The organism is Paenibacillus sp. sgz302190, assembly GCF_059820445.1.
This window is the reverse complement of the sequence record NZ_JBZYAO010000010.1, coordinates 83,948-97,116: the sequence shown is the minus strand read 5'-3', so window position 1 is coordinate 97,116 and position 13,169 is coordinate 83,948. Positions and strand designations below refer to the sequence as shown.

Below are 13,169 nucleotides of genomic sequence, written 5' to 3'. Positions count from 1 at the left end.
ATATGCAATATATCGCATATATATATTATTGGCAAGGATTATTTCATAAGAGGTATCCCTTAGTCCAAAAATGGAAATGCTGCCGATGACAGTCTAAAGCTTCTCCAAAAACGCCCCCTCATGCCGGCAGGAAAACCGCCTTGCCGCGGGGAAGTTTAATAGCGGGAACGGAATGCTTCCGATGCCAGTTTTTCTGGCGAAAAACTTTAAGCTTATGCTTCCGATGCCAGTTTTTCTGGCGAAAAACTTTAAGGAGCGCTGCCTCATGATCGAATCTTTAATCACTTATTTTGAACAGCAGAGGGATCGGCATATAGAGGAGTTAATGCAATTCCTGCGCATTCCGAGCATTAGCGCGGTTGCGGAGCGCCAGCCCGATATGCTGCGCTGCGCCGAGTGGACTGCGGAGGCGCTGCGGCAAGCGGGCCTGGACAACGTCGAGATCATGCCGACCGGCGGCCACCCTGCCGTATATGCCGACTGGCTTCATGCGCCGGGAGCGCCTACCGTGCTCATTTACGGACACTACGATGTCCAGCCTCCCGAACCGTTGGAGCTGTGGACTTCGTCCCCGTTCGAACCCGTCATCAAGGACGGCAAACTGTATGCCCGCGGCAGCACTGACGACAAAGGCCAGTTGATACTTCATGTAAAAGCCATCGAAGGCTTTTTGCGCACAGAGGGAAAGCTTCCGGTGAATGTGAAGTTTTGCATCGAGGGCGAGGAGGAAATTGCCAGCAAGCATTTGCCGGCATTTGTCGAGAAGTACAAAGACAAGCTGTCCGCCGACGTTATCACTTTGTCGGATACGCAGATGCACGCCCCCGGCCAACCGGCGCTTATGTACGGCCTCCGCGGACTGGCCGGCGTGGAAATTACGGTGGAAGGCGCTAGCAGCGACCTTCACTCCGGACTTTACGGCGGCGCCGTGCAAAATCCGATACACGCGCTCTCGAAGCTGCTCGGCTCGTTCCATGACGCCGACGGCAAAGTAGCCGTGGAAGGCTTCTACGACAAAGTCATCGAACTATCCGAGCAGGAACGGGAGTCGTTCAAAAAAGTCGAGCCCGATGCCGGCAAAATTCGCAGCGAATTGAACGTGGACACGTTATTCGGGGAACAAGGCTACTCGTTTTACGAGCAGACCACGTCCAGACCGACCCTTGAAATCACGTCGGTGAGCGGCGGTTTTCAAGGCGAGGGCATCAAGCCCATCATCCCGAACCGGGCGTCGGCCAAAATCGCCTGCCGTCTCGTCGCCGCACAGACGCCGGACGAAATTATGGATGCGATGGAAACACACATCGCAGGGCATACGCCTCCCGGCGTCAAGGTCGTCATGAGCCGTCAATTGCGCGGCAATCCGTTTATAACGCCGATTGACCATCCGACCATGGTCGCCGCCGCCGAAGCTTACGAAGCAGCGTACGGAGCATGGCCCGTATATACGCGCAGCGGCGGGTCGATCCCGATCGTTGAAGTGTTCGGCCGGCTTTTGGATGCGCCGGTCGTCATGCTCGGCTTCGGGTTGCCTGGGGAAAATCTGCATGCCCCTGACGAGCATTTCCATCTCGCGAATTGGGATAAAGGGCTGGAAACGATTTCGCGCTTCTGGCTGAAACTTGCCGAGTCCGGCAAATAAACCGCATCCCGGCAAAAGGAGATTCCCGTGAGCATACAAGACTATACGATCCGCGATGCATCTCTGAAGGACCTTCCGGAAATCGTTCGCATTTACAATTCTACGGTAGCCGGGCGGATGGTAACCGCCGATACGTCGCCGGTGTCCGTGCAAAGCCGCGAGCCGTGGTTTCACGAGCATGCCCCCGGCTTCCGGCCGCTGTGGGTGTTGGAAAACGGCGAGAGCCTTTGCGGTTGGCTCAGCTTTCAATCCTTTTACGGCCGCCCTGCCTACAACGCTACTGCCGAAATCAGCATTTATATCGACGAAGCTTGCCGCGGCCGCGGCATCGGGCGCAGCTTGCTCCAGCGTGCGATAGACGCTTGTCCGGGACTGCAGCTCAAAACATTGCTCGGCTTCATCTTCGGACATAACGAACCGAGCCTGAAGCTGTTCCGCAGCTGCGGCTTCGAGACTTGGGCCCATTTGCCGGGCGTTGCCGAACTGGACGGCGTGGAACGGGATCTCATCATCCTCGGCAAACGAGTCGGCTGACAAAAACAAAACGCGTATGATCCGTCAACCTCTCTAAACTTTGACGATGATCATACGCGTTTTTTTAATTATTCGCTTACAACAGCCTCCGCTTCAATTTCGACCAGGAGACGAGGGTCAATGAGCGCCTTGACCTCCACCATCGTTGCCGCCGGTTGAATATCGCGGAAACTTTCGCCGTGCGCCCTGCCGATTTCCTCCCACAAAGAAATATCCGTCACAAACATTCTTGTACGTACGACATCGGACATTTGAGCGCCAAGCTCCTGAAGGGAACGCTCAATAATTTGCAAAATGCACTTCGTCTGCTCATAGGCGCTGCCGACTCCAACGACTTCGCCATCTCTCATCGCCGTCGTTCCCGCCACCTCAATCCTGCCGCCTACGCGGATTGCCCGGCAGTAGCCGACCCGCGGTTCCCAAGGCGAGCCCGAAAATACTTGCTTGCGCATCACGCCGGCTCCTCCTCCCTCCATCCTTATACGTATGAGGCCAGTTTCTGCTGCAGCGCGCCGCTAATCGGAACCATAGGCAGCCGCACTGCGTCCGATGCGATAAGCTCCTTCTGGGCCAGCAGCCATTTCAGCGGCGCAGGATTCGGCTCGGCAAACAACAGCCGGATAAGCGGAAGCAGTTCCTCAAACAGCCGTTTGCTATCGGCAAGCCGGCCTTCCCTGAAATGGTTGTACATGTCGACAAAACGGTCCGTTTCCACGTTCGCCGAAGCACTCATAGCCCCCTTGGCCCCGCAGCACAGAGCGGCAAACAGATTCATATCATCTCCGCACAGCACCGGTTTGGAACCAAGCCGCGAAAGCTCGGACACAAGATGAATCCCGGGGGTGCTGTCTTTCATGCCGATAACGCCGTCGATCTCAAAAATGGTCCGTACCGTATCGAGCTCCAGCGCAACTCCGGTGCGATACGGAATCTCGTATACGATGACAGGCACGCCAACCTCCGCGACGCGGCGAAAATGCTCAACGATGCCCTGCTGGCTCGGCCGGTTATAGTACGGAACGACGACAAGGGCTGCGTCTGCACCCAGTTGGCCGGCTTTTTCCGTCTTTTTCACGGTCGAAGCCGTATCGTTGGTGCCTGTCCCGACGACAAGCGGCGCGTTCGTACCCGATGCTTGCCGTGCGGTTTGCGCCGCAGCAAACAGGAGTGCGAGCTCTTCCTCCGATATCCCCGGCGACTCTCCCGTCGTTCCGTTAACGATCAATCCGTCGATGTCATCCTCGAACAACTGGTATACCAAATTGTAAAAAGAAGCCACATCCACCTCCCGCTCATCGTCAAAAGGCGTAACAACAGGTACATATATGCCTTGAAGCTCTCGTTCAGTCAGCATGGCGAACAACCTCCGAATAGTTAATTTTATCGTTACTTCACTTTAGCATGGAACCGTTCATCACTGTTAGCTATAATAAATGATAACGCTCATCAAAAATATTGATAATATGAGGTGGCTGGCATGGACTTAACTTATTTTCGGACGTTCCGCGAAGTGGCAAGGAAAAAAAGCTTCACCCGGGCAGCCGAAGAACTCGGCTACGCGCAATCCAGCGTGACGATGCAGATTCAAAAGCTGGAGCGGGATTACGGAGTGCCGCTTTTTGAAAGATACGGACGGCAGCTGAGGCTTACGCCTCCGGGTGAAAGCTTGCTGAAGCTCGCCGTGCAAATGCTCGATCTCTACGACCAGTCTAAGGAAATGATTGCCAGGCAAGTTAACGGCGCGCTGACGATCGGCACGATCGATTCCTTGGCCGCCTATTATTTGCCGCCTTATTTGCACAAATTCAAACAGCAATTCCCCGGTTTAAGCATCCAACTTTTGCCGGACGATGAAACGTCGCTGATTGCGAAAGTAAAAGAGGGCGATTACGATGTCGGGCTCATCCTCGACCAATATCCCGCCGACACCCAGCTTCGCTGCATCAAAGTTCGGGAAGAACCGCTCGTGCTGGTCGCCCCTCCCGGCCACTCGCTGGCGCTGGCGGAGCAGGTTTCGCTGGCCGATCTTGGGCATAACGAATTTATCGTCACGGAAGAAAGCTGCATATACCGCAACTTGTTCGAAAAGCTGCTGAAAGACCAGAGCATCCCTTTTCGCATCGGATTTGAGCTGGGCAACCTGGAAGCGATCAAGCAGTGCGCCATGAACGGGCTAGGCATCGCCCTGCTGCCCCGGATCGCCGTGGAATCCGAACTGGCACGCAAGCAGCTTGCCGTCATCCCGATCGCTCATCCGAATTTAAGCGTGGACCTGCAACTGCTCATCCACCCCAAAAAATGGATGTCCCAAGCGTTGCAAGCTTTCATCGGCATGTTGTCGGCGCCTCAACCAACCTAAGCTCCGCCGCTGAAACGCTCGACGGCTGCCAGCCACCAGCAGCCTTTTCTGCTGCGGGTTGTCGCTGGGTGGTCGTGGTCGACCGGCGTCATGCCGCGCAACACCGCACGCAGTGCGATCGATCCGCGTCATCGCTCGGGCCGGCACAAACAGCCTGTAAGGACGCTTCCCGCGTTCTCCGCCCGAGTTGAGAATTGTTATCATTTCAATACTCGCATCATACCCCAAAAAAAGAAACTTATCAACAACCAGGTTGCCATAAGTTTCTTTTTTCTTTATGCTTTTTTGAGCTTCGACATGCGTCGGCGACACAACGCGCGCCTGAGATTTGCGGGCGTTGAGAAACGGCCTCGCCTGACTGGAGCCGCATCGTAATCGCATCCCCCGCCCTCGCTTGTTGGTAAGATGTACATTGTCGGCTTTAACTGCGGGAAGGCACTCTATCCCCACCCAATTAGAACGGCCCAGCCGTTTGAAAAGAGGCATAGCTCCAGCAAAACCTGCAAAAGTACAGGCTTTTTCGATGGATACGGCTCGTTTGGAGGAAAAGCCTGCGATTGTGCAGGAATTTCCGACCAAACTGGCGCTAACCCCGTATATGGGCGAAAAAAACTGTACTTTTGCAGGAATTTACCACGGCAAGCTCGTTAATACGAAAAAAACTGCACTTTTGCAGGAATTTTTCGCGGCAAGCTCGTCAAAGTGCTAAAAGCACTACTTTCTACAGGATAATACCACGACAAGATCGTCAATGCGCAAAATGCTCCGCGTTCTGCAGGAATTTACCACGGCAAGCTCGTCAAAGCGCAAAATGCTCCACTTTATACGAAAATAGACACAATAGACCTGAATTATTTTCATTCTGTGGGGTGATGTCCACGACGTCATGGGGGTTTTTGCAAGAATATTGCGCGACAAACTCGTAAATGCGAGGCTCATTCTACGTTGCCAGACCAATTAGGCCTTAACGAGCAAGTATTAATCCGGTGCGCGCCAAGCCACAAAAAAAGAAGCTCTCCTTTTCGAAAAGGTAGAGCTTCCCGGCTTTGTGCAATTATACACGAATGTCGATGCTGCGCCCCAAGTGGGGGGTGACTGAAGCGGCGGCCGCCGCAACTTGCTGCTGGGATTTCGCGAAATCTTCCAGCATCACGCTTGCTTGCGCCGTTTGCGTATTATTGATTTTTTTCAGCAGCTGCAGTCCGACTGCTTGCTGCAAAGCATTGCCGCTTCCGACCGCGGATAGCGGGGCATTTACGCTCATAATCTTCCTCCTCTCACCGTTCGGTAGCTGGCTGGCGTACGGCTGCAAGCCGATTAGCCCCTGTAGCTTTGCGTCAGACGCTTTCGCGCCGTTTGCCGTTTCGCAGATGTCAGGCAGAACTTTGCGCCCCTTCAGTATAGGCCATTTATCCTAAATCGTCAATTTCTGCGCAAGATTACAGTCCGAATTGAGCCGGATTTGCCCGCCAGGAGCGGAGGAGTTCCATGTCTTCTTCTTTGATTGCTCCTTGCTCCAAAGCTACTTCAAGCAGCTTCGTATAATTGGAAAGCGTATGAAGCGGCATTCCGGCTTCCCGGAAAGCGTCCGCCGCCTTATCCAATTGATAGGAAAAGATCGCGAGAACGCCCAATGCTTTCGCCCCCGCATCGTTAACGGCCAAAGCCGCTTTCAGCGAGCTTCCGCCGGTTGAGATCAGGTCTTCGATCACGATGACTTGCTGACCGGGCTTAACAGTCCCCTCGATCAGGTTCTCCTTGCCGTGGCCTTTGGCTTTGTCACGGACGTATATCATGGGCAGGCCCAGCTTCTGTGCGACCCATGCCGCGTGAGGAATGCCGGCAGTCGCCGTGCCGGCGACCACTTCGGCTTGCGGAAACTTTTCCTTGATCAGCAGCACAAAACTGTCTGCAATCAGCTCGCGTATAGCCGGATGAGACATGGTCAGCCGGTTATCGCAATAAATCGGCGACTTGAGGCCCGATGTCCACGTAAAAGGCTGCTGCGGGCGAAGCGTTACCGCTCCTATCTCCAATAATGAGGAAGCAACTCGCTTCGCTATCGTTTCAAGCTGACTCATGTTCTCTCACCGTTCCTTTCGAATGTAGGGGCAGGCCCGTCAAAGCGCGACGGAGGCGATGATCGACTCCATCGCCGCTCTGGGATCGGCCGCCGCCGTAATCGGACGGCCGATCACGACAAAATCGGTGCCCTGCGCGAACGCCTCAGCCGGCGTCATGACGCGCGTCTGGTCGCCGATATCGGCGCCCGCAGGGCGAATGCCCGGCGTTACGGTGACGAATGCGTCACCGCACGCCGCTTTGATTTGCGTCACTTCAAGCGGTGACGCAACGACGCCCTGCAGCCCCGCCGACTGCGCCAGGCGGGCATAGCGAAGCACGGCCTGCTCGACAGTGCCTGTCAGGCCGATTTCTTCGTTCAGCACCTGCTGGCCGGTGCTGGTCAGCTGGGTGACGCCGATGACAATCGGGCGTCCCGCTCCCGGAGCGAGGGCTTTGTCCACGCCCTCGAGAGCCGCTTCCATCATCCGCTTGCCGCCGGCGGCATGGACGTTGAACACATCCGCGCCGAGGCGCGTAATGCTCTCCGCCCCGCCCTTCACCGTGTTCGGGATGTCGTGCATTTTCAAATCCAAAAACACTTTATAGCCTTTATCCTTCAGACCGGCTACAAAGCCTGGGCCCGCAGCGAAAAACAGCTGCATGCCCACTTTCATATAGCAAGGGATGCCTTCGAGCTGCCGCAGCAGCTCCTTGGCCCCTTCGGCTGTCGGGTAATCCAGAGCGACCATAATCTTTCCGGCAACGTCCGCACGAGTGTAGGTACTCATTCGCACTCACCGCCCCTTAAGCATGCACAGGCATGGCACGGGAGGAGAAGTTGACCGCTTCAAGCATGTTGCAGAGCGCGCGGACCGTGTCAAGCGACGTCATGCAGACAACGCCGTTCTCCACCGCTTCGCGGCGAATGCGGAAGCCGTCACGCTCAGGCGTTTTGCCCTTCGTCAGCGTGTTCACAACGAACTGCGCCTCGCCGCCGCGGATCAGGTCGAGAATGTTCGGCGAGCCTTCGCTCAGCTTGTTCACTGTCGTTACCGGGAGGCCGGCTTCTTCCAGCGCTTTGGCCGTTCCGCCTGTGGCGATAATTTTGTAGCCGAGACGGTAGAAACCTTTCATGATTTCAATCGCCTCGTCTTTATCTTTGTCCGACACCGTTACGACGACCGAACCTGCAGCAGGAATTTTCATGCCTGCGCCGATCAAGCCTTTGTACAGCGCCTTTGCAAAGTTCGTATCGCGGCCCATCACTTCGCCGGTCGATTTCATCTCCGGTCCGAGCGTCGTGTCCACGCGGCGCAGCTTCGCGAAGGAGAACACCGGCACTTTCACGGATACGTAGTGGTCTTCCGGCCATAAGCCGCTTTCGTAGCCCATATCGGCAAGCTTTTGCCCCATGATGACCCGGGTTGCCACATTCGCCATCGGAATGTTCGTCACTTTGCTCAGGAACGGAACCGTTCTGGACGAGCGCGGATTCACCTCGATCACATACACTTCATCGTTGAAGATGACGAACTGGATGTTGACCAGTCCTACAACTTTCAGTTCGAGCGCAATTTTTGTCGTAATATCGATGATCTTCTGTTTAATTTCAGCGGAAACCGTCTGCGGCGGGTAGACGGCGATCGAGTCGCCGGAGTGTACCCCTGCACGTTCGATATGCTCCATAATGCCCGGGATCAGAACCGTTTCCTTGTCACAAATCGCATCGACTTCGACTTCTTTGCCGAGCATGTAACGGTCGATCAGAACCGGATGCTCCGGATTGATTTTCACCGCATACTCCATGTAGCTGAGCAATTCTTCGTCGGAATAGACGATTTCCATCGCGCGTCCGCCGAGGACGTAAGAAGGGCGAACGAGCACCGGATAGCCAAGCCCTGCGGCAACGCCTACCGCCTGATCGACGGACGTTACCGTACCGCCCTGCGGCTGCGCGATTTGCAGTTTTCCCAGCAGCGCTTCGAATTTTTTGCGGTCTTCAGCCGTATCGATGCTTTCGAGGTCGGAACCGAGAATGCGCACGCCGGCTTTGTCCAGCGGGGCCGCCAGATTGATCGCGGTTTGGCCGCCGAATTGCACGATGACGCCGATCGGATTTTCACGCTCGATGACGTTCATCACGTCTTCGAAGAACAGCGGCTCGAAGTACAAGCGGTCTGACGTATTAAAGTCCGTGGACACGGTTTCCGGGTTGTTGTTGATAATGACCGCTTCATAGCCGGCGGCTTGGATCGCCCACACCGCATGCACGGTGGAGTAGTCGAACTCGATGCCTTGGCCGATACGGATCGGACCGGAGCCGAGCACGACGACTTTCTCCTTGCTCGTTTCCGTTACTTCGTCCTCTTGCTCATAGGTCGAGTAGTAATAAGGCGTCGAAGCTTCGAACTCGGCCGCGCAAGTGTCTACCATTTTGTATACAGGCTTGATGTTTTGCTGCAAGCGGTGAGCGCGCACTTCCGCTTCTTTCGTAAACGATGTGCAGCCGGCAAGCGTGCGAATTTCGGCGATAGCCCGGTCCGTAAACCCTTTGCGCTTCGCCTCCAGCAACAATGCCGCGGAAAGATCGGATTTGGCGATTTCCGCCTCATATTTGATCATGCCGGCCAGTTTGTTCAGGAACCACCAGTCGATTTTCGTCAAGTCTTGCAGCTGCTCGACTGTGTAGCCTCTGCGGTAAGCCTCGGCCAAAAGGAACAGGCGCTCATCGTCCGGCTTTTGCAGGCGAAGCTCCAGCGTTTCCTTATCCAGCAAATCCGTTTCTTTCAGGAACAAACGGTGCACGCCGATTTCCAGCGAGCGGATCGCTTTATGAATCGACTCTTCGAAAGTACGGCCGATGGCCATTACTTCCCCTGTCGCTTTCATCTGCGTGCCGAGCTTGCGGTTTGCCGCCGTAAATTTATCGAACGGCCAGCGCGGAATTTTCGATACGATGTAATCCAGTGTCGGCTCGAAGCAAGCGTACGTTTGCCCGGTTACCGGGTTGACAATTTCGTCCAGCGTGTAGCCGATGGCGATTTTGGCCGCCATTTTGGCGATCGGATAGCCCGTCGCTTTGGAAGCGAGTGCCGAGGAGCGGCTTACCCGCGGATTCACTTCGATGACATAATATTGGAAGCTGTGCGGATCGAGTGCAAACTGCACGTTGCAGCCGCCTTCGATGTTCAGCGCGCGGATAATTTTCAGCGATGCGGAACGCAGCATCTGGTATTCGCGGTCGGACAGCGTCTGGCTCGGAGCCACGACGATACTGTCGCCCGTATGGACGCCAACCGGATCGAAGTTTTCCATGTTGCACACGACGATGCAGTTGTCGTTCGCGTCGCGCATCACTTCGTACTCGACTTCTTTCATGCCGGCGATGCTTTTTTCTACGAGACATTGGCCGATCGGACTGTAGCGAAGCCCGGATGCGACCGTTTCGCTCAATTCTTCAATGCTGTTGCAGATGCCGCCGCCTGTTCCCCCCAGTGTGTAAGCAGGACGTACGATAATCGGAAAGCCGATTTCACCGGCAAAATCAAGCGCTTGGGCTACAGTCGTCACGATGACGCTGTCAGGCACCGGCTGCTCCAGCTCTCTCATCAAATCGCGGAAAAGGTCGCGGTCTTCCGCTTTTTCAATCGCGGTCAGCTGAGTGCCGAGCAGCTTCACATTCTCGCTTTCCAGAACGCCTGCGCGGGCCAGCTCCACAGCCATGTTCAGCCCCGTCTGGCCGCCCAGCGTCGGAAGCAGCCCGTCCGGACGCTCCTGACGGATGATTTGCGTTACGAAATCAAGCGTAATCGGCTCAATATATACTTTGTCGGCCATATTCGTGTCGGTCATGATCGTGGCCGGGTTGCTGTTGATCAAAATAACTTCCATGCCCTCTTCTTTCAAAGCCTGGCACGCCTGCGTTCCCGCATAGTCGAACTCGGCGGCTTGGCCGATAACAATCGGACCGGAGCCGATCACGAGAATTTTTTTGAGCGTATTATTTTTTGGCATACTGCAGTTCCCCCTTGTCCGCTGTCTTTGCTGCTTGCGCCTTCCATTCCGCGAGCATTTGCGCCTGGCGCGGCAGCTGCGGGTTAGCCAGCTTGTGCTCCCGGATCATCGCGATAAAATCGTCGAACAAATAGCTCGAGTCAAAAGGACCCGGCGCCGCTTCCGGATGATACTGAACCGAGAAAGCCGCATGCTTTTTATGTCTCAAACCTTCGATCGTACGGTCGTTATTGTTAATGTGCGTCACGTCAAGTTCCGTTCCGGCGACGGAATCTTCCTTGACCGTGTAGCCATGGTTTTGCGATGTGATGTAGCAGCGTCCGGAAATCAGATCTTTAACCGGATGGTTGCCGCCGCGGTGGCCGAATTTCAGCTTCTCCGTATCGGCTCCGCAAGCGAGCGCGAACAGCTGGTGGCCGAGGCAAATGCCGAAGATCGGGAATTCGCCGAGCAGTTCTTTAATCATTTGCACCGCGTGAGGCACGTCTTTCGGGTCCCCAGGGCCGTTGGACAGCAAAATGCCGTCCGGCGCCAGCCGGCGAATTTGCTCGGCCGTAGCGTCTTGAGGCACGACGACGACGTCGCAGTCGCGTTTGCTCAAATCGCGGATAATGCCGCTTTTGGCGCCGAAATCGACGAGCACGACGCGCTCTTTGTGGCCTGGTGCGCCGTAAACGCTTTTGGTGGACACGCGTGATACCTGGTCTGTCATCAGAGGCGTCGCTTTGAGCATTTCCGACAGCTCGGCAACCGATTTATCGGATGTGGTGAGCAAAGCTTTCATAACGCCATGATGGCGGATTTTGCGGGTCAGCATGCGGGTGTCGATGCCGCTGATTCCGATGATGCCGTATTCTTTGAGCAGGCTGCCGAGCGTGTATTGCGCTCTCCAGTTGCTCGGGATTTCTTCATGCTCGCGAACCACAAACCCGTGAATGAACGGGCGCACGGACTCGAAATCGTCCCGGATAACGCCGTAGTTTCCGATAAGCGGATACGTCATCGTCACGATCTGGCCGCAGTACGACGGATCGGAAAGCACCTCCTGATAACCGGTAATCCCTGTATTGAATACAACTTCTCCGACCGAGTCACCCTCGCTGCCGAACGATCTGCCTGTAAAAAGGGTGCCGTCTTCCAGCAACAATCTTGCCTGCATGTTTCTTCAACTCCTTCGTTATGTTCGAACGATCCATGCGAACCGTCAATGATCTGCATAAATAAAGATTCTTCTGTATAAATATACACGAGTTTCCACTCGCCGTACAGTGCTTAGGACCAAACAACTTTTCCCGCCGCAATCGTAACAACCGGCCAGCCTTGCAGTTTCCAGCCGATAAACGGTGTATTTTTGCTTTTCGATACGATCTCTTCTTTGCGTACTTCGCGTCCCTCTTCGAGATCGACGATCGTAATATCCGCCGCGGCGCCCGGTTGGAGCTTGCCGTACGGAAGGCCGAACACATCGGCAGGTCTCGCCGTCATCCGGTCGATCAGGAAGCCGAGCGTCCAGCGGCCGGTCAGGACGAACTTGGTGTACAGCAGCGGGAACGCGGTCTCGAAGCCGAGAATGCCGAACGGCGCAAGCTGCATGCCCTTCTCTTTCTCTTCCTCGCTGTGCGGAGCATGATCGGTTACGATGATGTCGATCGTGCCGTCTTCCAGCCCTTCGATCACAGCCTGTACATCGCGCGGCGTACGCAACGGCGGGTTCATTTTCCAGTTGGCGTCAAGCCCTGGAATATCTTCATCGGAAAGCACGAGGTGATGCGGGCATACCTCGGCAGTCACTTTGATTCCGAACTGCTTCGCGTGGCGGATCAGACGAACCGACTGCTCGGTGCTGACATGGCATACGTGGTAGTGAACCCCGGTCGCTTCGGCCAGCAGCACGTCGCGCCCTACATGAATCGCCTCGGATTCGTTCGGAATCCCCTTGAGTCCGTGCTTCCGGGCGAACGCGCCTTCCGTTACCGGCGCGCCCTCGACGAGCGTGTTATCCTCGCAGTGCGCGATGATCGGCATGACGAGCGATGCGGCCAGCGCCATCGCATCTTTCATCATCTGCGCGCTTTGCACGCCGACGCCGTCATCCGTGTAGCCGATGACGCCGGCTTCCTTCAAAGCGGCGAAGTCCGTGAGCTCGCGGCCGAGCTCGTTTTTCGTAATGCAGCCGTACGGCAGAACGCGGACGACGCCTTCGGTTTGCGCCTTGTCCAGTATGTAATTCACCGTATCCGGCGTATCGATGACCGGCCGCGTGTTCGGCATGCAGGCAATCGTCGTGAAGCCGCCTCTGGCTGCCGAGCGCGTTCCTGTCGCAATCGTTTCTTTATGCTCAAAACCCGGCTCGCGCAGATGGACGTGCATATCGATGAATCCCGGGGCGACCAGCTTGCCCGCCGCGTCGATGACCGTATGTCCTTCCGTGACCGGAGCCGCTGCGCTTTGGGCGTCCAGAACCTGGACGATCGTATCGTTCTCGATGAATATGTGCTGTTTGACCCGTTCGTTATCGGCGTTTACCGTCCATCCGTTCAGTATCCAAATTCCCAT

The 13,169-nt window shown here is 55.7% G+C and carries 12 protein-coding genes and 1 riboswitch; of the genes, 4 read left to right on the top strand and 8 right to left on the bottom strand.

The features are described from left to right. The first annotated feature begins 265 nt into the window (after positions 1 to 265). Positions 266 to 1,642: a dipeptidase gene (locus AC6RNO_RS13650; protein ID WP_497105758.1), complete on the top strand. Its 1,377-nt coding sequence runs from the start codon at positions 266 to 268 to the stop codon at positions 1,640 to 1,642. A gap of 27 nt (positions 1,643 to 1,669) precedes the next feature. Then, the gene (locus AC6RNO_RS13645; RefSeq protein ID WP_497105757.1) at positions 1,670 to 2,176 is read left to right on the top strand and encodes a GNAT family N-acetyltransferase; all 507 of its coding nucleotides are present in this window, start codon (positions 1,670 to 1,672) and stop codon (positions 2,174 to 2,176) included. Between the two features lie 68 nt (positions 2,177 to 2,244). Here the strand turns inward: AC6RNO_RS13645 and AC6RNO_RS13640 are convergent, their stop codons facing one another. After that, entirely contained in the window at positions 2,245 to 2,631 is a 387-nt protein-coding gene (locus tag AC6RNO_RS13640; protein ID WP_474684395.1) for a RidA family protein, read from the bottom strand. Between the two features lie 23 nt (positions 2,632 to 2,654). Continuing rightward, positions 2,655 to 3,530: a 4-hydroxy-tetrahydrodipicolinate synthase gene (gene dapA, locus AC6RNO_RS13635; RefSeq protein WP_497105756.1), complete on the bottom strand. Its 876-nt coding sequence runs from the start codon at positions 3,528 to 3,530 to the stop codon at positions 2,655 to 2,657. Between the two features lie 123 nt (positions 3,531 to 3,653). Here dapA and AC6RNO_RS13630 point away from each other — a divergent pair, with 123 nt between their 5' ends. Together AC6RNO_RS13630 and AC6RNO_RS13625 are read left to right on the top strand one after the other, a co-directional pair. Next, positions 3,654 to 4,535 (top strand): LysR substrate-binding domain-containing protein, encoded by an 882-nt coding sequence (locus AC6RNO_RS13630; protein WP_497105755.1) that lies wholly within the window; start codon positions 3,654 to 3,656, stop codon positions 4,533 to 4,535. Positions 4,536 to 4,947: 412 nt separating this feature from the next. After that, positions 4,948 to 5,244: a hypothetical protein gene (locus AC6RNO_RS13625; protein WP_474684398.1), complete on the top strand. Its 297-nt coding sequence runs from the start codon at positions 4,948 to 4,950 to the stop codon at positions 5,242 to 5,244. Between the two features lie 345 nt (positions 5,245 to 5,589). Here the strand turns inward: AC6RNO_RS13625 and AC6RNO_RS13620 are convergent, their stop codons facing one another. The 6 genes from AC6RNO_RS13620 to pyrC all read right to left on the bottom strand — a co-directional run bounded on the left by AC6RNO_RS13620 (position 5,590) and on the right by pyrC (position 13,169). Then, positions 5,590 to 5,799 carry a putative motility protein gene (locus tag AC6RNO_RS13620; RefSeq protein WP_497105754.1) on the bottom strand — a complete coding sequence of 70 codons (210 nt, stop codon included), beginning with the start codon at positions 5,797 to 5,799 and terminating at the stop codon, positions 5,590 to 5,592. Positions 5,800 to 5,818: 19 nt separating this feature from the next. Next, positions 5,819 to 5,906: riboswitch (cyclic di-GMP riboswitch) on the bottom strand. Between the two features lie 68 nt (positions 5,907 to 5,974). Further along, the gene (pyrE, locus tag AC6RNO_RS13615) at positions 5,975 to 6,616 is read right to left on the bottom strand and encodes an orotate phosphoribosyltransferase (protein ID WP_474684400.1); all 642 of its coding nucleotides are present in this window, start codon (positions 6,614 to 6,616) and stop codon (positions 5,975 to 5,977) included. A 39-nt stretch (positions 6,617 to 6,655) separates the two neighbouring features. Continuing rightward, a complete protein-coding gene (pyrF, locus tag AC6RNO_RS13610) occupies positions 6,656 to 7,387 on the bottom strand; it encodes an orotidine-5'-phosphate decarboxylase (protein ID WP_474684401.1) in 732 nt (243 codons plus the stop codon). Positions 7,388 to 7,403: 16 nt separating this feature from the next. Further along, the gene (gene carB, locus AC6RNO_RS13605) at positions 7,404 to 10,613 is read right to left on the bottom strand and encodes a carbamoyl-phosphate synthase large subunit (protein ID WP_497105753.1); all 3,210 of its coding nucleotides are present in this window, start codon (positions 10,611 to 10,613) and stop codon (positions 7,404 to 7,406) included. After that, positions 10,600 to 11,772: a glutamine-hydrolyzing carbamoyl-phosphate synthase small subunit gene (locus AC6RNO_RS13600; RefSeq protein ID WP_497105752.1), complete on the bottom strand. Its 1,173-nt coding sequence runs from the start codon at positions 11,770 to 11,772 to the stop codon at positions 10,600 to 10,602. The genes carB and AC6RNO_RS13600 overlap by 14 nt, the downstream gene beginning before the upstream one ends. Before the next feature lie 113 nt (positions 11,773 to 11,885). Beyond that, a complete protein-coding gene (gene pyrC / locus AC6RNO_RS13595; protein WP_497105751.1) occupies positions 11,886 to 13,169 on the bottom strand; it encodes a dihydroorotase in 1,284 nt (427 codons plus the stop codon).

Excerpts from the sequence above, each read along its gene's own strand:
- AC6RNO_RS13650 (WP_497105758.1), top strand. The coding sequence starts at position 266 with ATGATCGAATCTTTAATCACTTATTTTGAACAGCAGAGGGATCGGCAT.
- dapA (WP_497105756.1), bottom strand. The coding sequence starts at position 3,530 with ATGCTGACTGAACGAGAGCTTCAAGGCATATATGTACCTGTTGTTACG.
- AC6RNO_RS13630 (WP_497105755.1), top strand. The coding sequence starts at position 3,654 with ATGGACTTAACTTATTTTCGGACGTTCCGCGAAGTGGCAAGGAAAAAA.
- AC6RNO_RS13620 (WP_497105754.1), bottom strand. The coding sequence starts at position 5,799 with ATGAGCGTAAATGCCCCGCTATCCGCGGTCGGAAGCGGCAATGCTTTG.
- pyrE (WP_474684400.1), bottom strand. The coding sequence starts at position 6,616 with ATGAGTCAGCTTGAAACGATAGCGAAGCGAGTTGCTTCCTCATTATTG.
- pyrF (WP_474684401.1), bottom strand. The coding sequence starts at position 7,387 with ATGAGTACCTACACTCGTGCGGACGTTGCCGGAAAGATTATGGTCGCT.
- carB (WP_497105753.1), bottom strand. The coding sequence starts at position 10,613 with ATGCCAAAAAATAATACGCTCAAAAAAATTCTCGTGATCGGCTCCGGT.
- AC6RNO_RS13600 (WP_497105752.1), bottom strand. The coding sequence starts at position 11,772 with ATGCAGGCAAGATTGTTGCTGGAAGACGGCACCCTTTTTACAGGCAGA.
- pyrC (WP_497105751.1), bottom strand. The coding sequence starts at position 13,169 with ATGGGAATTTGGATACTGAACGGATGGACGGTAAACGCCGATAACGAA.